This window comes from Burkholderia catarinensis, from assembly GCF_001883705.2.
In the GTDB taxonomy this organism is placed as follows: Bacteria; Pseudomonadota; Gammaproteobacteria; order Burkholderiales; family Burkholderiaceae; genus Burkholderia; species Burkholderia catarinensis.
In genome coordinates this window covers 183,909-204,911 of record NZ_MDEQ02000001.1, presented here as the reverse complement: position 1 = coordinate 204,911, position 21,003 = coordinate 183,909, and the positions used below count along the sequence as shown (strand labels likewise).

Below are 21,003 nucleotides of genomic sequence, written 5' to 3'. Positions count from 1 at the left end.
CCGCCTTTCATGTTTCTTTCGACACGACAGGCCGGCATCCCGACGGCGGCGGCCCCGCCCCTCGGCCGATCCGGCCCCGGAAACACCGTCCGTGGCCGGGTTCGTCCGGGCCCGTTTCGGCCGCGATTTCGCGCCGACCTGCGTGGCATTCTCCGCCTGGTTAACCGCCCGCCAGGCCCGCCGCGACAGGCCGGACGACGGTTCCGCGCGAAAATCAGCCCTTGCCCCAACTTCCCGGACAGCCGATACTCGCATATTCCGCGAAATACGATCCCACCGGCTTCAATCCACGGTAATTCCTATGAGCACGATTCTCGAAAGCCTCCCGACCGGCCAGAAGGTCGGTATCGCCTTCTCCGGCGGCCTGGACACCAGCGCCGCGCTGCACTGGATGAAACTGAAGGGCGCCGTCCCGTACGCATACACGGCGAACCTCGGCCAGCCCGACGAAGACGATTACGACGCGATCCCGAAGCGCGCAATCGAATACGGCGCAGCCGGCGCCCGCCTGATCGACTGCCGCGCGCAGCTCGTCGCCGAAGGCATCGCGGCGCTGCAAAGCGGCGCGTTCCACATCACGACGGCCGGCGTCACGTACTTCAACACGACGCCGATCGGCCGCGCCGTGACGGGCACGATGCTCGTCGCCGCGATGAAGGAAGACGGCGTCAACATCTGGGGCGACGGCAGCACGTACAAGGGCAACGACATCGAGCGCTTCTACCGCTACGGCCTGCTCGTGAACCCGGATCTCAAGATCTACAAGCCGTGGCTCGACCAGACGTTCATCGACGAGCTCGGCGGCCGCGCCGAAATGTCCGAATTCATGAACAAGGCCGGTTTCGGGTACAAGATGTCGGCCGAGAAGGCCTATTCGACCGATTCGAACCTGCTCGGCGCGACGCACGAGGCGAAGGATCTCGAAAGCCTCGAAAGCGGCATCAAGATCGTGAACCCGATCATGGGCGTCGCGTTCTGGCGCGACGACGTGAAGATCGCCGCGGAAGAAGTGACGGTGCGCTTCGAAGCCGGCCAGCCGGTCGCGCTGAACGGCGTCGAGTTCACCGACCCGGTCGAGCTGCTGCTGGAAGCCAACCGCATCGGCGGCCGCCACGGCCTCGGCATGAGCGACCAGATCGAGAACCGGATCATCGAGGCGAAGAGCCGCGGCATCTATGAAGCCCCGGGCCTCGCGCTGCTGTACATCGCGTACGAGCGTCTCGTTACCGGCATCCACAACGAAGACACGATCGAGCAGTACCGCGAGAACGGCCGCCGTCTCGGCCGCCTGCTGTACCAGGGTCGCTGGTTCGACCCGCAGGCGATCATGCTGCGCGAAACCGCGCAACGCTGGGTCGCACGCGCGATCACCGGCGAAGTGAAGATCGAACTGCGCCGCGGCAACGACTACTCGATCCTGAGCACGAAGTCGCCGAACCTCACGTACCAGCCGGAACGCCTGTCGATGGAGAAGGTCGCATCGACGTTCTCGCCGCGCGACCGGATCGGCCAGCTGACGATGCGCAACCTCGACATCACCGATACGCGTGACAAGCTGCGCGTGTATTCGCAAGTCGGGCTGCTGACGCCGGGTGAGACGTCGGCGCTGCCGCAGATCAAGGGCGATAGCGACAAGTAAGCCAGTCGCTTTCGCGAGCGGCCGGGCGGTGTGACAACCGCCCGGCTGCGTGCAGCACTTCCCTTCCCGCTTTTTCTTCAAGCACTGCCGGATCCGGAACGCGTATCGCGACGATCCTGCAGGCGCGTCAAGGTTATTTCGACGCCGTGGCCGGCGCGGTCGCGGTGGCCGCAGTCGTCGTCAATGCCGTCGAAGCAGTGGAAGCAGCGGCAGTGGCCGGTGCCGGCGCCGACGTACGTGCCAGATCCCGGCCGATCATGTCCGCGACCGACTTCTCGCACGACTTGATCCCTTCCACCGACTTGTCGAAATTCTTCTCGAGATCGCTGAAGCTGCCGTACGTGTAAGCAAAATCGCTGTCGATGTGGACGCTGTTCGCCTTGATGTCGTAGCCGCATGCGAACGTCTTGTAATAGATGTCCTGCTTCGTCTTCGCGTCGAGAATGCGCGCGCGAATGACCACCCACGGGATGTAGTCGGGCTGGTTGGGCGGCGAGATATAGCCGAACGACGTGAACCACACGTTCATGATCGCATCCGCGTCGGTCTGGATCGCCGAGTAGTCGTCCGACTTGCCGTCATCGGCGAGCTTCGCCTTCTGGCCGTCCAGCTTCACGACCTGATAGCCGTTGCCGGTGAGGCGGCCCGTCACGCCGTCCACGATGTCCGGTGCGAACACGATCTTGCCGGCCGCGATGCGATCCGTGTAGGTGCTCGTATGGCTCGCGTTGACGGCGCCTTGCGCGAGCGCGCCGATCAGCCCGAACCCGGCCGCCGCGCCGCCGAGATTGACGACCCCGACACGCTTCGGCTCGGTGACGTCGAGCATCGCGATCGAATGCAACTTCTGACGCGCTTCGGGTTTCATGTCCGTGTTCGGCAACGTGGTGCAACCGGACAGCAGCGTCACGAGCAGGCCGCAACCGAACAGGGCGGCTTGGGAGGAGTTCTTCATTGGATGAGTGGCTTTCGTTGTTGACGGAACGTGTTCATCGGGCCGCCGCACGCGGCGCGTCGACGCGCCGTGTGCGGTGCGACCGTGCGTTTATTGTTTGATCACCTGACCGTACGCGATGAAGCTGTAATCAGCCGCGCGCAGCACGTAGAGGATCGAGCGCTTGAAGCCGTTGGTTCCCGTGATCGGCACGAACATGATCGCGGCGCTGCCCGACAGCGGAACGCCGGCCGGCAGCTTGCAGCCTGTCGACGCGGAGGCCGTTACCGTCATGTCGTACATGTTCTGGTTCGAGCCGGGCGTGGAAAGCAGCAGCGTGCCGCTCAGGTTGCAACCGCTCAGCGTGCCGGTCAGCGTACCGCCCGATGCAATCGCGAACGATGCGTTGGTCGTCGCCCAGGCGCCCACCACGCTGTCCTGCGTGACGGCAAGTGCGTTTGCGGCGTTGTAGGTCCACGTGAAATTCGACGCCGTACCGTTGCGGCTGATCGTGCCGGACAAGGTCTGCTGCGGGCTGTATGCGCCCGAGCCCGAATCGATCTTCGTGACGATGCCGCTCGTTCCTGCAAAGTTGATACCCGGCGCGAGCGACCACGTCGAACCGTTGACGGTCAGATTCGTGAAATCGTCGGACATCACGAACGATCCGAGCAGATTGAGCGTGCTCAGGTTGTTGTGCGGGTCGACCAAGGCGATGGTCGAGTAGCCGAGGTTGCCGGATGCCGACCAGATCCCCACCGGGCCGGTTGCCGTTGCGGCCGTCGAACCGGCTTGCGGGGTCGTCAGGCTGGGCAGTGCCTCGCCGACCGTCACCGGCTGCGACGATGCGACGGGGGCGCTTGCGGGTGGAGCCGCGAGCGGCGTCGAGGCGACGGCCGGTGCGCTGGCTGCGTTATTGGCGCCGCCGGTGTTGGCGGGCGTGCCGCTGCTTGCGTTCGACGAGCCGTCGCCGCCGCCGCAACCGGCGACAACGAATACCGAGATCGCGGCTGCCGCCAGCAAACAAAGAGAATGCTTGTTCAATTCAATCCTCGATTTTTTGGTGCGTTTTTTAGTGGTCTAGATTCGAATCGCGTTACTTTTCCGGTGTGTTGCGTGGGCCTCCTCGAGCGACGTTGGATGCGTGGTGTGATGTGTCGGGGAAGGACGATGAGGCGGTCGTCGGTTGCCGGATATTCGGCACGACGGACACGAGCGTGGAGGTGTGGTCGCGCGGGAACGCGCACGCAGCGGTGAGAACCACATGCAGCAGCAGGCATGCCGCGGCAAGGCAAAGGAAGACGACGCGCTGGCCCCCGATGCCTGCGCGCCCCATCGAATCGGTGCATCCCATCTTCTGGTCATGCGCACGGCTTCGCCGGCCGGGCGCCCCCTCGGTTATCTGGTCGTGTGGTTTGGTTCTACCGCTTTGGTAATACTTTTTTTGAGCTACCGAGGAAGGGTAACGGCGGTGGTGGGGATTTCTTTAGGGGGTTATCGAGGGAATTTTCTAGGGGCTTTGTCGCTGGGAGCATTCCCGTTCTCGCCCGGACGCAGGGTCAGGCGATGAGGTTAATCCGCGTGATCCCGGACGAACCGACCACTCTCACGAATGCTTCGTGAAGGTGGCCGCTCAAAGTCGGCTCGGCCCCCGCTGATATTGAAGCGCGCCAGGCTTCTGCTGGATACCGCCCGTCGCGTCATTGGCCGCGCATCCAAGTCCGACAAATGCTCACAGATCCTCATTCGCGATAAGGTCGCGCTCTCGCCGACGCTATTCAGTGGCGAGTCGACCGACGAGACGTTGAACGACGAATAGGTATTGCTTGATATGCTGGAATCGCTGGCAACGCGCAGCGAGCGACGTGCGACGGCAAGCGCATGCAGACGATGCTAAGTCGGCCAATGCCTGCGCACCAGATCGGAAAACGAAAGGCCATTCGATTGTCATCCACGCGGCGGCTCAGCCCCCGCAGTCCTCGGTTGTTGATGGTGTGGCAACTTCGGAATTGCTTTTTACTTTCTGTTCCGAAGTAACGGCACCAGTTCCGCGTTCTTTAGGGTGATATTTCGATAATTTTCTTTCGAAATTCATTCGAAAAAATACCGATTGCCTTCATTTCAAGGAACGACTGCACTATCGCTCCGGTGTTTTGCTCCGAGTTCACCCGAGCTCATTTCACACGCTCGGCCGAACGCCGTTTCCAGTTCGGCGCGAGGCCAAGAGCGGCGCCTAGTGCATCGAGATCGGCATCATGGTGTGATTCCCGGATTCTCCAGAAAAACAGCACTGCTTCTCGGTTGGGTGAGTGGGTGCGACAGGCTCAAGGCAATCGCGTCAAGTTGTTTGCAATGGTGCGAGAACATCCCACGCTCGAGGGAGCGCACTCTCCAAATACCATAGCCAGTACAACCGACGGCTTTCGGCCCCGCCTTTGGCCTCCCAAATCGCACTGCCCGAAACCGCCAGCGCCCCGTAGTAACCTACATCCCAATCATCAGGAGGCACACTTTTTTCGTTTTCGCCGACCACCTCGAAATTGGTATCGTACAAAATCGTATTGATCGCCGCAAAAACGGTCATTCCCGCGTAAACGGGGACAAACGCCACCTCGCCATGTTCAAACAGATCAACGACCTTGGTGTGGTACTCGTCGTTGTGTCGCTGAAGCACGGATAAATCATATTTCCCGGCCAACGCGGCGATACCGCTGGCCAGGATCGTCCGCGCAGTTACCAGCACATCCGCGTAGGGGCTCAACCGATCGACCACTTCTCTCGCACAGATGATCGCGAGCCGCGCCCGACGCAAGTACCCGGCGTCAGCATGTTCAGCAGATGACAATTCCTCGATCAATTGAAGAATACCTCGTCGAACAGCAGCAGGAAGCTCACCATCCAGCGTAATCAGCGCCTGTGCTGAGGACAACTCGTCGGCCAATTTTTGTGGAACGTTCATCATTTACGCGGATTCACCATAACATTTCCATTGGGTAGGAAAATACGGGTTGCATTCGGGTCAGACACAACGAGCGGCCTGTTTTGCGCTGCCGCCTCGGCTTTGTAGAATGCCTGGCAATCGGTACACATCGGTCTCGACACGTCGACTTGAGCCGCACCGGGGTTGTTCACGATGACCTGCTTCTCGGCATGAGACGCACTGTACTGACCAGGCACCCCCTGATCCATTGCGCCTGCTGCACGCAACTCGTGACCAATCTCGTCGGCGCGCTGTGCGACCTTGGCCGGATCGACAAACTTATATCCGTCAGGCAGATATGTGCCGTAGCCGCTTATCGTGTCCGTCTCACCGTCCGTTGCGACAGTCTTCGTCTGCAATCGCTTCGGCAACTGATCATACAGACTCTGGGCACTTCCCGTGATATCGGTTGCGGCCCCTTTGCTTCCTGCTACAACGGCGCCGTCGCGCTTCACGACCGATCCGAAGGCGCCGAGCCCCATTGCCGCAGCTTCGCCCACGCCCTGGAAGTTCGACGGATCCACACCGATCGTCTTCACATAGGAAGACATCAACTGACCGAAGTTGTCAGCCGACAGCGATGCATATCGCGCGCCATACATATGGGCGGCGTTGTCGATGATGAGACGTGCCTGATACTCGGCGTCGTCCGGTACGTTCCAGCGCTCGATGTAACGACCCGACGCGTCTCGGTAATACGTCGTCCCTCTTTGCGCTGTTGCCGCCCTCGCGTCGGCCTCACTGCTCCATACGTTCATCCCGTCCTTGCCGCCGCCCGCACCATAGACGTTCTCTGCCGCCTTGAGCAAGGTTTCGGGACTATATTTGGCTGCAAGGGAATGATTGCGGCTCAGCACCTTCCCGATTGCTTCAAGCGCCAATTCCTTGTGTTGAAGCGTGTTGTTCAACGCCTCGTTCTGCGCTGCCAGCGCTCCGGACGAGATGTCGCCCCCCAACGCCCCCGCGACTGCGCCCCCGGCGAACGTCGCAAAACTTGCGACGATCGCGTTCTGGACATCGTCCGACGCGCCTGTCTTCGACGCGCCGTAGGTCAGCCACGGCGACACGATTGCGCTCACGCCGCCGCCAATTGCGCCGCTTCCGCACCCGGTTCCGCCGACGGCACCCGCGGCACAGCCCAGCGCCGCATGCTCGACGATGTTTTGCAGCGTGAGCGGATCGGCCTGATCGCCGATGGCAAATGCGCCGGCCGCGGCCAATTCGCTGACCATCCCGCTCTTCAACGCGGAACCGAAGCTTCCGCCCTCGATCGCCGTGCGCACGCCCGCAGAGATTCCGGCCTCTGCGAGCATTGCGAGGCCGCGCGTCGCGAGCGTGCTCGCGGCCGAAGTAGTCGCCTGATTCGCCGTATTGCCAATTGCCGGATTAACGCCCGACAGACTTGCGAGACTGCTCGTCGTGCCGCCCTGAACCAGCGGTTGCGTCGTAAAACCTAATCCAGCGTTCGCGTCATAGGTAATCCCGTTGGTCAGCCCCGCAGTCACCGCAGCGATGGCGCCTGCCTCAAACGCACTGCCCCACTTGACGCTGCCGGTGCCCACGAGCTGGCTGCCGACACTCGACGCGATACCGGCGATGCCGGCAGAAAGCACCATATTGCCGAGACCGGCGGAAACTGCCGGCAGTGCAATGCCTTCAACGGTCGTCGTCGCTGCCGTCGCCGCAGCAAACGTTCCGCCCGCCTCGCCGAGCGTCGCGCCGATGGCCGCACTCGCCGCGCCATACGTGACGAGCGATATTGCAATGGCTGCGACGAGCGCCCCCAGCTGGACCATGCCGAAGGCGCCTCCCTCCTTCACGAAATCCGAATGCAGATGGTCGGTCAGCGTCTGCTGCACGAAGTCCCCGCCGAGCTGCCATTGCAGCGATGCAAGCATCGCCTGCGTCGAAACCGCGTCAACTGTCCCGTCCGCATTGAGCTTCTGCAGTGCCCCACCGATCTGATTGAGCGCCTGAACATTCAACTCCATGTTCGCCGCGCTCATGAACCCGCCCGGCTGCACCACCGTGCCGGTCGTGTTCAGATACCCGCCATCGACCTTCTGCCAGATCTCGCCGACGTTGACCTGATTCGCCTGGTTCGTCAGCGTGTGCGTGTCGACGCTCAGCGTCCCCGACGCGGTGATGCTCCCCGTATTGAGGATGCTGCCGTTACCGTCCTGATTGAACTTCAGCGTGACGTCGTGTCCGGAGATGTTGCCGCCCGCCGACAGCGCCTGCGTGTCCTGCGGCAGATACACCTGCGGCATCAGTGCGGTAATCGTCGGGCACGACGCCGTGCCCGTCGCGTGACACGTCGGGTCCGGCACCGTCTGCTCGACGTACCACAGCATCGGCTTGTCGAGCGTATTGATCTGCTCCTGCGTCAGCGCCGCGCCAAGCTGCAGCCCGTGCGACTTCGAATAGTCGAGTGCGTTCCCGTACAGGTACTCCTTTTCCTGCTCCGTCACCGACATGTTGTGCTTGCTGTCGTACGACAAACCGTCGACGAAGCTCGACTTGCCCGTCTGCTGGAGTGCGGCCTGCTGCAGCAGCAGGTCCTCTTCCTGCGGATTGAAATAGAACAACGTCGACGACGGCTGGAGATTCGGCGGCAGGTTGTTGAGCAGATCCTGCGCCCCCAGCAGCCCGCTCGCGCCGAGCGACTCGTTGACGTACGATGCCTTGCCGGCCACCGGCGTCGGCAGCGTACCCGTCCCGACCGCGCGCGGAATTGACAGATTCAGCCCCGGCAACGTCACCGGGCTCAGCGTGATCACGCGTTCCGGCGAGCCGACTTGCGGCGTGTAGGTGTTCGGTGTCTTGATGCCGTTGATCAGCTTTTGCCCGCTCAACGACACCGACGTGCCGATCACGTTGCCGACGTTCTGGATCTGCCCGCCCGACGAGATCGACAGGTTCGGCGCCTGGATCGTCGCCGCGATGTTGCCGACCGGCGTCGGCGGATCGATCGTGCCGCCCGTGCTCGTGTATGCGCTCCCATACAGCGCCTGGCACTGCTCCGGCGTGCCGCATGCCCAGATGTCGTGACGCTTGTCACTGCTGAACATGCCCGTCTCCTGCACCCAATGCGAGTGCCAGTAGGCGTTCAGCACCTGCGCCTCGTTCACGACCGGGCCTGCAACCGCGATCGTCGCGTTGTTGCCCGCGGCGATCAGGCTGCCGATGTTCGTCAGGCTGCCGGCATTGACCTGCAGGTTGTTGCCCGCGCTGATCACCGACGAGCTACCCGACTGCTGGTCGACATAACCCTCGCAGTAGCTTTCCTTGTAGCCGCCTGCGGTCATGCAGCCCGAGTACTGCTCCTTCTTGCCGTAGTTTTCATGTACGGGAACCGGCGGCGGCAGGTTATTGGTGATCGCCCCCGAGACGTTCAGCGTGATGTTGTTGCCCGCGACGATGTTGCCGGACGTGTTGTTCAGGCTCTGTGCGGGCGTGGTCGAGCTTGCGGTCGTGCCGACGCCGCCGACGACGATGTCGTGGCCCGCGAGCAGATTGCCGTACGTGTTGTTGATCTGGCCGGCGGCGATGACGAGATCGTGGCCGGCATAGATCGTCGCGTCGTTCTGGCTGTAACCGAACGTCGTCGTGGTCGGGTTGTTGCCGCGCGGTTGGCCTGCGTTGCCGCAGGCAGCGTTCGGCACGCCGGATGCGCAGCCGACCTGGCTCGCGTAGTTCTGTTGGTTGCCGCCCTGGTTAGTCAGCGTGCCGGACGTAATGCCGACGTTGTTGCCGGCATACAGCAGACCCTGGTTGGTCAGATTGCCGCCGCCGATCGTCAGATTGCTGCCCGCCGCGATCATGCCCGTCGGCGTTGTGAAGGTCACCGTGCCGGTAGCCGTAGGCGCGGCTGCCCCCCTGTTGATCTGGAACGTGGTCGGCAGGTAGGGCGAACCCACCTGGCAATAGTTGCCCCCGTCGCAATTGAACGCGCCGGTCGGGTTGCCGGTGCCCTTGACCCCGATTGATCCGAGCGCCGCTAGCTGTGCCAGAAAGTTAGCGTACTGGGCCTGATCGACATAGGTCGAACTGTTGACCGTCATGGTCGGAGCAACCGCACCGTTGCTCAGCGACTGGACGTTGAGTGCGATGTCGCCCTGCGCCGCGATCTGGCCGCCTTTATTCGACAAGGGGCCGGCAGTCAGCGAGATCGAGCCGCCTGCGGAAATCACGCCCGATGTTCCGGCTTGCTGGTTCGTCGTCGTTTGATAGACCGTCGGCAACGTGAACGTCGCCGATTGGAGCGCGCCGGCCGCAGGCCCCGTTCCAACGAACCAGTAGTTCGAATTCTGCGAAGTGCCGTGGTCGTTGGTGCCGGTCACGATGCGATACTGATTGAACGTCACCGTGCCGGACGTCGCGACCGGATTGGATGCCGACAACAAACCACTGTTCGTGGTCGATCCCGTCGGCGCCAGCAGGCCGCCGAGCGTCGCTGACGACGTCACGTAAGCTGCCGATACCGTTTGCTCATGGCCAGAGATCTTTTCGTAGCCGGCGGTCACCGTGCCGACCGACCCTGACATCAGGAGCGCAGGGTCGCTGACCTGCGTGGTGGTCGTGACTGCTCCCTGCGGAGCAGTCTGGTCGTTGATCACCTGCGCAGCAGAGATGCCGATGTTCCGGCCGGCGAATAGTGAACCGCCCGTATTGAACAGCGAACCGCCTAGATTGAAATTCGCGTCGCCCCTCGACTGCGTCGTCGCCCCCTGGTTGTCGTAGTTCCAGCCGCTGACGTTGAGCACGCTCCCCGCCTCGACCGTCCCGCGGTTCGTCGTATTGCCGTTCAGCGTCAACGCATTGTCCGCATGCATCACCGCACCGGCCGCGTTGTTGAGCGTGCCGTTGAAGGTCACGTCGCGGCCGCTGACCTGCCCGTGATTCTCGAACGTCCCGCCGCCGGACGACAGCGTCAGCGCCGCGGTCCCGGTCATCGTGCCGTAGTTCGCGATGCCGTTCAGGCCGGTCAGCGCCACGCTCTGCCCGCCGTAGTTCCAGGTGCCGCCGATGTTCACGTAGCCGGCAGTGACCGACAGGTTCCCGCCCTGGCTGATCGTCCCCTGCAGCGGGTCGAACGTCATGTTGGCGACGTTGATGCCCATGTTCCGTTGCGCGAGCAACTGTCCGCCCGCGTTGTAGAACGTACCGTCGCCACCGTTGATCGTCAACGACACATCGCCGGTCGCCCCCGTCCCGACGCTCGGATTTCCCGCAAAGACGATCCCGTTCTGGTTGTTCAGCGAACCCGCGTTGATGCCGAGCGCATCCACCGCCATCAGCGACCCGCCGACGTTCGTCAGCCCACCGCCCACGGTGACGTTCGTCGTCGTGCCGTTCACCAGCCCCGCGTTCGTGAAGTTCGACGCGTTGATCGTCGTCGCGCCGATCGACGCGAGCGTCGCCCCCGGCGCGTTCGTGAGATTCGGCGCGGACACGTTGAGCGACCCGGCCAGCACATGGGCCGCGTTATACATCCCGTTCTGCGACGTCAGCGTCGCATTGCCGACCACGTTCACCGCATGCCCGCCGGCCAGCGTGAGCTGGTTCGACGCCTGCGCGGTCAGTGCCCCGCCCACCGTCGCGTCGCCGAGCGTGACGTTCGCGCCGCTCACCTGCAGGTTCTGCGACGCGACGATCGTCGCGTTGCCGGCATCCACCGTCCCCTGCGCGGAGACGGTCACGTTCTTCGAACCGACCACCGACCCGTTGAGCGTCACGTTGCCGCCCGACAACCCCAGCTGACCGGCCACGACGCTCGAGCCGCCAAGCGTAAGGTCCTGCCCGGCATGCAGCGTCGCATCGCCGTTCGACGACACGCCCGCGAGCGTCACGTTGCCGTTGACGCCGTTGACGTTCACCGTCCCCATCGATGACAGCGCGCCCGTCACCTGCACGTTGTTCGCCGCCTGGATCTGCACGTTCCCGCCGGACTGCAGCGCACCGTTGACGGCAACACTGCCCGCCTGCGACGTTGCGGACACACCGCCGACCGCGGTCGTCGCACCGAGCGACAGGTCGCCGGTCGACGTCGCCGTGAACTTCCCTGCGCTCTGGATCGCGCCGAGCGCGACGCCCCCGCCGGACGTCACGCCGATATCCTTGCCGAACGTCAGCGCACTGCCGCCCGTGATCGCGCCGCCCGCGTCGAGGCTCGCGCCGCCGAGGCCGAACAGTGCGCCGCCGAGCGTCATCGCGCCACCGGACGTCAATGTGGTGTCGCCGTTGGACAGCCCGCCCGTCAGCAGCGCCAGCGAACCGCCGGCACGCGCACCGAAATTGCCGACGGACACGAAATCGCCGCCCACGACGAGATTGCCGTTCGTCGCGCTCAACGACGTATCGGCGTTCGAACGAATTGCGCCCGCAATGCCGAGGTTCCGTCCCGCGCCGGCCGTCAGGCTTGCGCCGCTGCCGACGCTGCCGGCGATCCCCACATCGCGCGCGGCAGCGATCGTCGTCGCTTGGCCGGAAATCAGGCCGCCGTTCACGATCACGTCGCCGGCGCCGTTGTGCCCCTGCGCGCGCAAGTCGATCGCACCGCCCGTCTGCGCGCTGCCGATCGCGAGATCGTTACCGGCAGTCATCGCCAGATCGCCGTCGGTCGTCACGCCGCCCTTCACGGCGATGTTGTTCGCCGCGCTTACCGTGGCCTGCTTGCCGAACGCGATCGACGCCGCATCGATCGAGCCCCCCGCCGTCAGCTTGCCGGCGTTCTGCGCGGCGATGCTGCCGACCAGCGTCATGTCGCCGCCAGAGGCCAGCGTCGCATTGCCGCCCGACACGGTTTGTCCCGACAGCGCGATCGCCTGCCCGGCCGTCACGTTCAGGTTGCCGCGCGCGGTCACGTTCGCCGCGGCGGCGCTTCCGTTCGACGCGGTGACGTTCAGGTCGCCCGCCGTGTTCACGTCGCCAAGCGCGACGTTGCGTGCAGCGGTGATGCCCGTTGCCGCCCCCGCGTTGATCGCGTGACTCACGCTGACGTCGCGCGCGGCCTGCAACGAGAACGCGCCCAGCGCGGTGCCCGCGCCGCCGAGCGTCACGTCACCGCCGCCCGCGAGACCGTTCGCGACGACCGACAGATCGCCCGACACCGCCTGCACGCTGCCGAGGCCGGCATTGTTGCCGCCCGTCACCGACACGCTCGCGCCCTGCAACGCCCCCGACAACGCGACGTCGTGCGACGCGACGAGCGTCGCATCCTGCCCGAACGCCACCGATCCGGCGCCGGCGATATCCCGTGCGGCCGTCAGCGTGCCGCCAGCCTGCCCGGCCACGCTGCCGCCGATGCCGATATCGTGGCCAGCCTGGACTGTCGTCATGCCAGCCGCGGCAATCGTGCCGTCGAAGCGCGCATCGACGCCGGCGCGGACGTCGAGCGCGCCGCCCGACGTCGTCGTGCCGTTCAATTGCACGCTGCCGCCCGATGCGGCCACCTTCATGTCGCCGGCGGACTTCGACGTGCCGCTCACGACGACGTCGTTGCCCGCGCTCAGCGTTTGCGCCGCGCCGTTCGACAGCGTGCCCGTCACCCGCACGTCATGCGCCGCAGTCGCGGTCGCGGCGCCCGCCGCCTGCGCGGTGCCGCGCACCACGGCATCGCCGCCGCCCGCGTTGCCGAGCGCCTTCAGGTCGAAAGTGGTCGCCGATACGACGTCATTGACGGACGCATCGTTACCGCCCTGCAACTGCACGCTCCGGGCCTGAACGAGGCCGCCCGACACCGCGTTGCGCTGCGCGGCGGCATCGAACACACCTTGCAGGAACGACTGCGTACCGGCGCCGACGATATCGCGCCCCGCGCGCAGCGTGCCGTTCGCATCGCCGATCAGCAACCCGCTGCCGGTGTTCAGATCCCGCGCGGCGGTGAGCGTCATGTCGCCGACTGCGCTCGTCGTGGCGCCGAGCGCCAGATCGCGCCCGGTCGTCACGTCGAGCGTCGCGCCGCTGTTGATCCCGCCAGTCGCGGCAAGATCGCCGGCATGCGCGGCAATCGTCATCGCGCCGCCCGACTGGACCGCGCCCCCGATCACGGCGCTGCGCCCCGCATCGATGCCGACCGTGGCCGCGCCCTGCAGCTTGCCCGACACCGACACGTCCTGCGCCGCGACCGCATCGATGCGCCCGCCGGCGGCGGCCGTGCCGTTGATCGTCAGGTTGCCGAACCCGGTGTCCGTGCGCGTGCCGTTCGCGCGCAACGACAACGTATCGTCCGCCTGCACGTTGGTCACGCGTGCATTGCCTGCCGCCGTGATCGCAACGGTATGCCCCTGCACGAGCCCGCCCTGCACGACATCGCGGCCCGCATCGAGCATCGCGGCCTGTGCGAACGCGATCGTGCCGGCGCCGGTCAGATCCCGGCCGGCAGCAAGCACGCCGGCCCCGTGGCCCTCGAGCTTGCCGGTCACGTCGACATCGTTTGCCGCGCCGACATGCGTGTCGCCGATCGCCAGCACCGCGCCGGCGATGCCCGCGTTCCCGCCGGCCGTCGCATCGAACGCGCCGCCGCTCGCCAGCGAGCCGCCGATCGCGATGTCGCGGCCGGCGGTCAGGGTGGTGTTCAGCGCCGAAGCCGTCTTGCCGCCGAGCGCGATATCCGTGCCCGCCTTCACCGCGAGCGCGCCGTTCGTCTCGATCGAGCCCGTCGATGCGACATGCCCGCCGCGCGCGTCGAACGTCGCATTGCCGATGGCCTGCAATACGCCGCTGTGATCGATGTCGCCGCCCGCACGCAGCAACACGGCAGCGTTGCCGGTCACCGCGCCGGTCGTGCTCAGGTTGCCGGCCGATGCGAGCGTCATCGCCGCGCCCGCATTCACGTCGTGCAGCGTCGCGTTACCGCCCGCGTTCACGTCGACCCTGTCGCCGCGCAGCGAACCGGTGAGCAGCATGTCGCCCCCCGACTGCAGCGTCGCCGCGCCGCCGAACGCCAGCGCCCCCGCCCCGCCGATCGCGCCGCCGGCCGTCAGCGTGCCGCGCCCCTGCGCGATCACCGTGCCGTCCGCGTGCAGATCGCGGCCGGCGTTGACCGCGAGATCGCCGAGCGCTGTCGTGCGTCCCTGGCCGAGATCGATCGTGCCGGCCGCGTCGGCCGACAGGTTGCCGCCCGATTGCAGCGTACCGGTGCTCGTCAGCGCGCCCGCGGCATTGCGCAGCGTCATGTCGCCCGACGACACCAGCGCGCCTCCGACCGTCGTGTTGCCGCCACCGATGACGTCGAGCGGCCCTGCCGCCTGCAGCGTGCCGTTGACCGTGATGTCGCCGTCCGAGCGCAGCGCCCCCGATGCCGCCGCGTTGACGACGCCGCGCAGCGTCGTCGGGCCGCCGCTCGTCATGCCGAGCTTGCGGCCGGCGTTGACGGTGCCGTCGACGACGAGGCCGCGCGCCGCGCTCAAGGTCGCATCGGTGGCCGCGTCGAGCGTGCCGCCGACCGACAGCGTGCCATTGCTCGATGCCGCCAGCGGGCCGCCAGCGTGCAGCGTGCCGTTCACGTTCAGGTCCGCAGCCGATTGCAAGGTCGCATCGGCAAGCGCGTTGACGGCCCCGTTGATCGCCAGGTTGCCGCTGCTCGCGGCATTCAGCGATCCGGCCGTCTGCAACGCGCCGTTGAGCGTCAGGTCGCCGGCGGCATTCAGCGTGCCGCCTGCGAGCGAGTTGACGGTGCCGTCGATCGTCAGCGCGCCGCCCTGGGCGTTGACGGTCAGCGCCGCGTTCGATTGCACGTCCTTCAGCGCGATCGCGCGTGCGGCGCTCAGCGACACCGCCTGCCCCTGCAGCGCACCCGTGACCGCGAGGTCGTTGCCGGCCTTGGCCGCGACGTCGTTCGTGAAGACGGTGCTGCCGCCGATCGTGACATCGTTGCCCGCGTTCAGCACCGCGCCGCCCTTGCCGACGACCGATCCGCCGAGCGTCAGGTCATGCCCGGCCGTCAGCGCCGCGTCGCCGCCGACGCTCGTCTTGCCGGTCAGCGAAACGTCCCTGGCCGCCGTCAGCGCGGCAGTGCGTTCTGCCGCAAGCGTGCCCTGCGACGTGATACTGCCGGCGCCGGCGGCAAGCGTCATGTCGCCGGCCGCCTGGACCTGACCGGCGTTGCCGATCGTCACGTCGCGCGCAGCGTTGACGCCGAGCGTCGCGCCGCCCGCGAGCATGCCCGTCACCTGGACGTCGCGCCCGGCCTGCACGGACGTCGGCGCATGCGTCGCACTCGTGCCGTCGCCGCCGCCGGCGAGCGTGCCGCGCACGACCACGTCGCGCCCCGCGTTCACGGTGGTCTCGCCGAGCGCCGCAGCCGTGCCGTTGAACGCCGCATCGCCGTTTCGGGCCGTGACGGACAACGCCCCGCCCGCTTGCACATCGGCCACGCCGATGTTGTTGCCAGCGGTGATCCGCAGGTCGTTCGCCAGCACGTTCAGGGCCTGCGTCGCGGAGACGTCGCGGGCCGCGTTCAGCGACATGCCGCGCGCCGCGCCGACCGCTCCGTTCAGCAGGATGTCGGTACCCGCCTGCATGCCGATCGCGCCGTTGCCGGCGATCGGCCCGCTGGTCGAGATGCTGCCGTTCGTCGCGGTCAGTGCGATATCGCCGACCGCCTGCATCACGCCGTCGACGCCCAGGTTTCCGCCGGCCTGCAACGTCGCCGTCGAGCCGGCCACCACGGTGCCGGTCGTCGCAAGATCCTGCGCGGCCGAGAGCGACATCGTCGCGGCGGCCGTCACGTCGTGCAGCGACGCCGAGCCGCCTGCCTGCATCTGCACCGTGTCGCCACGCAGCGAGCCCGTCAGGCGTGTATCGCCGCCCGATTGAAGCGTCGCCGCCTGCCCGAATGCGATCGCCGCCGCGCCGCCAATCGCGCCACCGGCGTTCAGCACGCCGTTTCGCTGGCCGATCACCGTGCCGTTCGCGATGAGGTCGCCGCCCGCAAGCACAGTGATGTCACGTTGCGCCGTGGTTTGCAGCGTGCCGAGATCGACCGCGTGCGCGGCGTCGATCAGCAGATCGCGGCCTGCCTGGATCGTGCCGGTGCTCGTCAGGGAACCCGCGGCGTTCTTGAGGGTCACGTCACCCGTCGACAGCACCGTGCCGCCGATCGACGTGTTCGCGCCGCTCGTCAGCGTCAGCGGGCCCGCGCTCTGCAGCAGCCCGTTCACCGTCGCCGCGCCGCTCGACGTGACGGCCGCATCGGACAGCGCGCTGACGGTGCCGCCGATCCCGAGATTGCCGCCACTCGTCAGATCGAGGCGGCCCGCGCTTTGCAGCGCGCCGGTCACGGTCGTGTCGCTGCCCGCCTGGAGCTGCGCGGTCGACAACGACGTGACCGTGCCGTCGACGGTCAGCGTTCCGCTTTGCGCATTGGCCTGCAATGCGCCCGACGACTGCACGTCATGCAGCGTCATCGACTGGCCGCTGCCCAGTGTGACGTTCATTCCGGCGAGCGACCCCGTCATCGACAGGTTGCGCCCCGCCTGCGCCTGCACATCCTTCAGGAATCCTGTACTACCCCCCAGCGCGATATCGCGCCCCGCGTCAATGCGTGCGCCGCCACGACCTGCCAGCGTCCCACCCACCGTCACGTCGCGGCCTGCCGTCACGGCGGCGTCGCCGGTGAACACGGTCGTCCCGGTCAGCGCGACGTCCTGCGCCGCATTCGCGGTCAACGAGCCCGCGCCGTTCAATATGCCGGCCGATGCGATGCTGCCGGTCGTCGCGGTAATCGCGAGATCGCCGATGGCGCGGACGGCACCGCTGCCGTTGACGCCGACGTCGTGCTGCGCCGAGAGCGCCACCTGCGTGGCGCCGGTGAGCGAGCCGTTCACGACAATGTCGCGCGCCGCCTGCACGTTCGTCACGCCTGCGACGGTCGCGTTGCCGTTGAGCGTCACGTCACCGTCGCCCGCCGTGCCTTGCGACTTCACGTCGAGCGCGGTGCCGACTTGCACATCGCCGATTGCTGCGTTGTTGCCCGCATGAACGTGCAGATCCTGGTCGGTCCGCATTGCGCCCGTGGTTGCGACATCGCGACCGGCTGTCAGCGTGAGCGTCTGCGACGACTGAACCGCGCCGCTGACGCCAAGATCGCGCCCGGCCTGCAGTGTCGTCGTTGCGTTGCCGATCAGGTTGCCCGTCGTCGCAAGATCCTGCGTCGCGGCGAGCGACATCGACGACGCGGCCTGCACGTCGTGCAGCGACGCCGATCCGCCGGCCTGCGTCTGCACCGTATCGCCGCGCAGCGAACCCGTCAGGCGTGTATCGCCGCCCGACTGCAGCGTCGCCGCCTGACCGAACGCGATCGATGCCGCGCCGCCGAGCGTGCCGCCGGCGTTCAGCACGCCGTTCCGTTGACCCATCACCGTGCCGTTCGCGATGAGGTCGCCGCCGGCACGCACCGTCAGGTCACGTTGCGCGATCGTCTGCTGCTTGCCGAGATCGACCGCGTGCGCGGCGTCGATCAGCAGATCGCGGCCCGCCTGGATCGTGCCGGTGCTCGTCAGCGAGCCGGCGGCGTTCTTGAGGGTCACGTCACCCGTCGACAGCACCGTGCCGCCGATCGACGTGTTCGCGCCGCTCGTCAGCGTCAGCGGGCCCGCGCTCTGCAGCAGGCCGTTGACCGTCGCGCCGCCGCTCGACGCGAGCATCGCATCCGACAGCGCGTTCACCGTGCCGCCGATCGATGCGTCGGCGCCGCTGGCGATATCGAGCGTGCCGGTCGTCTGCAGCGTGCCGTCCACGCTGAACCGGTTTCCTGCGCGGAACGTCCCGGTCGACACGGTATTGACCTGCCCCGCGATCGCGACGCCGCCGCCGCTGGCGACATCGAGGCGGCCCGTGCTTTGCAGCGTGCCGGTCACCGCCGTATCGCCGCCTGATTTGAGCTGGGTGGTCGACAACGACGTCACGGTGCCGTCAATCGTCAACGCCCCGTTTTGCGCGTTCGCCTGCAAGGCCGCGGACGACTGCACGTCGTGCAACGTCATCGACTGGCCACTGCCCAGCGTCACGTTCGTCGCGGCAAGCGAACCCGTCATCGACAGGTTGCGGCCCGCCTGCGCCTGCACGTCCTTCACGAAACCCGTGCTGCCGCCGAGCGCAATGTCGCGCCCCGCATCGATCCGCACGCCGCCGCGCCCGGACAGCGTGCCGCCCACCGTCACGTCGCGCCCCGCGCTCAGCGTCGTGTCCGCCATCGCGCCCGTCGTGCCGAGCAGCGCGACGTCCTGCGCGCCCTGCACCGACAGGTTCGATGCGCTCGTCAACGTGCCGTTCGACGTCACGCTGCCGGTGCGCGCCGTCAACGCCAGGTCACCCGCCGACTGCACCGTGCCGCGCGCGCCGACCGTCACGTCGCGCTGCGCATCGAGCGCCAGCGTCGAGCCGCCCGTCAACGTGCCGTTCACCGTGATGTCGCGCGCCGATGCCACCCGCGCCGCGCCCGTCACCTGCGTCTCGCCGTTGAAAGCGAGATCGCCGCCGCCGGCCGTGCCCTGCGCGCTCACGTCGATCGCGCCGCCCGCATGGATGTCGCCGACGCTCGCGCTGTTCCCCGCGCGCACGCTCAGGTCGCCGTTCGCCTGCAGCGCGCCGGTGGCAGCGACGTCGTGTCCGGCGTTGAGGGACAAGCGTTGGCCGCTCGCGACGCGATCGGTCGACGTGATGTCGCCGCCTTGTGCGATGAGCGTCAGGTGGCCCGTGGCGCTCACGGGCCCCGCGATGCCGATGTTGCGCTGCGCCGTGACGTCGATCGTCTGGCTGTCGAGCCGGTTGTTTATCCGGACGTCGCGCGATGCGCCCAAGGACGTGCCGCCTGTCGCGAGTACCGCGCCATTCAGCGTGACGTCTCCGCCGGCGCCGCCCCGTGCGGCGACGGACAGCGTGCCACCGGTCTGCACGTCGCCCAGCGTGACGTTTGCGCCGCCGCCCGCGATCGCGATGTCGCTGTTCGCCTGCGCGTTCGCGACGTTCACGTTTCCGCCCGCGGATACCGCCAGCTTGCCGCCCGACTGGATCGCGCCGGCCGACGTCACGTCGCCGTTAGCGTTGATCGTGTAGCCGCCCACGCCGATATGCGTGCCGGTCATCGACACGTTGCCCGCGCCCTGCACCGTCGCCTGATGCTGGGCCGCCGTGCCCGCAATCGATACGTCGCCGTTCGCCGACAGCGTCAGGTCGCCCGCGTTCGCGGCCAACTGCGCATCGGTGCGCACGCCCATCCCCGCCGCCGTGCTGATCACCTGGATCTGCCCCGCCGTCATCGCGCCGAACGCGGTCGCGTCGATCGCGAGCGAGCGATTCGCGCCGCCGTTCGCCGCGTTGATTGCCGCAGCCGAGTTGATCGCGCCGTTCGATGTCGTGCCGTAGGTCGTGCCGGTTGCGTCCGCCGCCGACGGCGTGACGAACTGCCGCCCCGCGATCGCGTTGATGCGCGTGCCCGCATACAGCGGCGCGTTGATCCCGATCGTCTCGCCGATCAGGTCGATCGTGCCCACCGTGCCTTCGATCCCCGCGCCGGGGCCGTTCACGCCCGCGTTGCCCTCGATCTGCAGATGGCCGCCGGTCACGTTGTAGCCGATCGCCTTCGCGTTCGCGTAATCGGTCGGGGTACCGCCAACACCGTTCAGGAACTGCGGCGCGCCCGTCGACAGCGTGACGCCGATCGTGTTCGTAAAGCCCGCGCCGCGCGTCGTGATGCCGTTCGGGTTCGCGATGATCACCGTCGCCGGTGCGCCGAACACTTCAAGCGGACCGTTCAGCAAGCTCGCGTAGCCGCTGCCCGTCGACGTGACCTGGTTGACGATCACGCTCGCGGCCCGACCGTTCAGGTTCGGGTTCGCCTGCACGTCGCCGCCCGTCAGCGACGTGCCCGACATCAGGCTGTTGTTCAGGATCAGCCCGACCGGGTCGATGTTGAAGCGTTGATACTGGTTCAGCGAAATACCGGCCGCGTTCGGCGCGGTGATGTTGACCACCGGCACGCCGCCACCGGCGCCGGTCGATTGCGTGATCGCGGGCTGGAACGTGATGGGGGCCGTCGGGTCGGTGATCGGCGCGGCAGCGGCAATCTGCATCGAGAAGCGCACACGCAGCGATGCCAGGTCGAGAACCCGCCGCCATGTGTCGTCGTCCATCCGGCGATTGCCCGCGCCCAGCGTGCCGGCCGCATCGCGGCTTTGCTCGACCGTCACGGTGATCGGGCCAATGAACATTGTCGTCGCAACGAGCGCGCACATCGCGCGTTGCCACCCGCTGTACTCGCGCAGTGCATACGCGTTGACGCGGAAGAAACGCGACATCATCGTTTCCGCACGCGCGCCGACACGCGCCGCTGCCGCGGCAGCCAGTTGCTGCAAGACCTTACGCTTGGACGTGTTCATTTCTTGGTCGATTCGTTTCGATTTTTATGCCGTGCGTTGCGTGCCACCGGCCGGCCCGGCCATGGCG

At 66.7% G+C, this 21,003-nt stretch carries 5 protein-coding genes; 1 reads left to right on the top strand and 4 read right to left on the bottom strand.

The features are described from left to right. The first annotated feature begins 301 nt into the window (after positions 1-301). A complete protein-coding gene (gene argG, locus BFF94_RS00875) occupies positions 302-1,639 on the top strand; it encodes an argininosuccinate synthase (protein WP_128842724.1) in 1,338 nt (445 codons plus the stop codon). Between the two features lie 133 nt (positions 1,640-1,772). Here the strand turns inward: argG and BFF94_RS00870 are convergent, their stop codons facing one another. The 4 genes from BFF94_RS00870 to BFF94_RS00855 all read right to left on the bottom strand — a co-directional run bounded on the left by BFF94_RS00870 (position 1,773) and on the right by BFF94_RS00855 (position 20,936). Then, entirely contained in the window at positions 1,773-2,594 is an 822-nt protein-coding gene (locus BFF94_RS00870) for a hypothetical protein (protein ID WP_128842725.1), read from the bottom strand. A gap of 90 nt (positions 2,595-2,684) precedes the next feature. After that, the gene (locus BFF94_RS00865) at positions 2,685-3,617 is read right to left on the bottom strand and encodes a hypothetical protein (RefSeq protein ID WP_246637198.1); all 933 of its coding nucleotides are present in this window, start codon (positions 3,615-3,617) and stop codon (positions 2,685-2,687) included. A 1,294-nt stretch (positions 3,618-4,911) separates the two neighbouring features. Continuing rightward, a complete protein-coding gene (locus BFF94_RS00860) occupies positions 4,912-5,535 on the bottom strand; it encodes an Imm5 family immunity protein (RefSeq protein WP_128842727.1) in 624 nt (207 codons plus the stop codon). Then, on the bottom strand, positions 5,532-20,936 hold the full coding sequence (locus tag BFF94_RS00855; protein WP_246637197.1) for a two-partner secretion domain-containing protein: 15,405 nt from the start codon (positions 20,934-20,936) through the stop codon (positions 5,532-5,534). The genes BFF94_RS00860 and BFF94_RS00855 overlap by 4 nt, the downstream gene beginning before the upstream one ends. Positions 20,937-21,003 lie beyond the last annotated feature (67 nt).

What these genes read in the sequence shown, in the direction of transcription:
- BFF94_RS00860 (WP_128842727.1), bottom strand. Translation starts at nt 5,535, where the DNA reads ATGATGAACGTTCCACAAAAATTGGCCGACGAGTTGTCCTCAGCACAG.
- BFF94_RS00870 (WP_128842725.1), bottom strand. Translation starts at nt 2,594, where the DNA reads ATGAAGAACTCCTCCCAAGCCGCCCTGTTCGGTTGCGGCCTGCTCGTG.
- BFF94_RS00855 (WP_246637197.1), bottom strand. Translation starts at nt 20,936, where the DNA reads ATGAACACGTCCAAGCGTAAGGTCTTGCAGCAACTGGCTGCCGCGGCA.
- argG (WP_128842724.1), top strand. Translation starts at nt 302, where the DNA reads ATGAGCACGATTCTCGAAAGCCTCCCGACCGGCCAGAAGGTCGGTATC.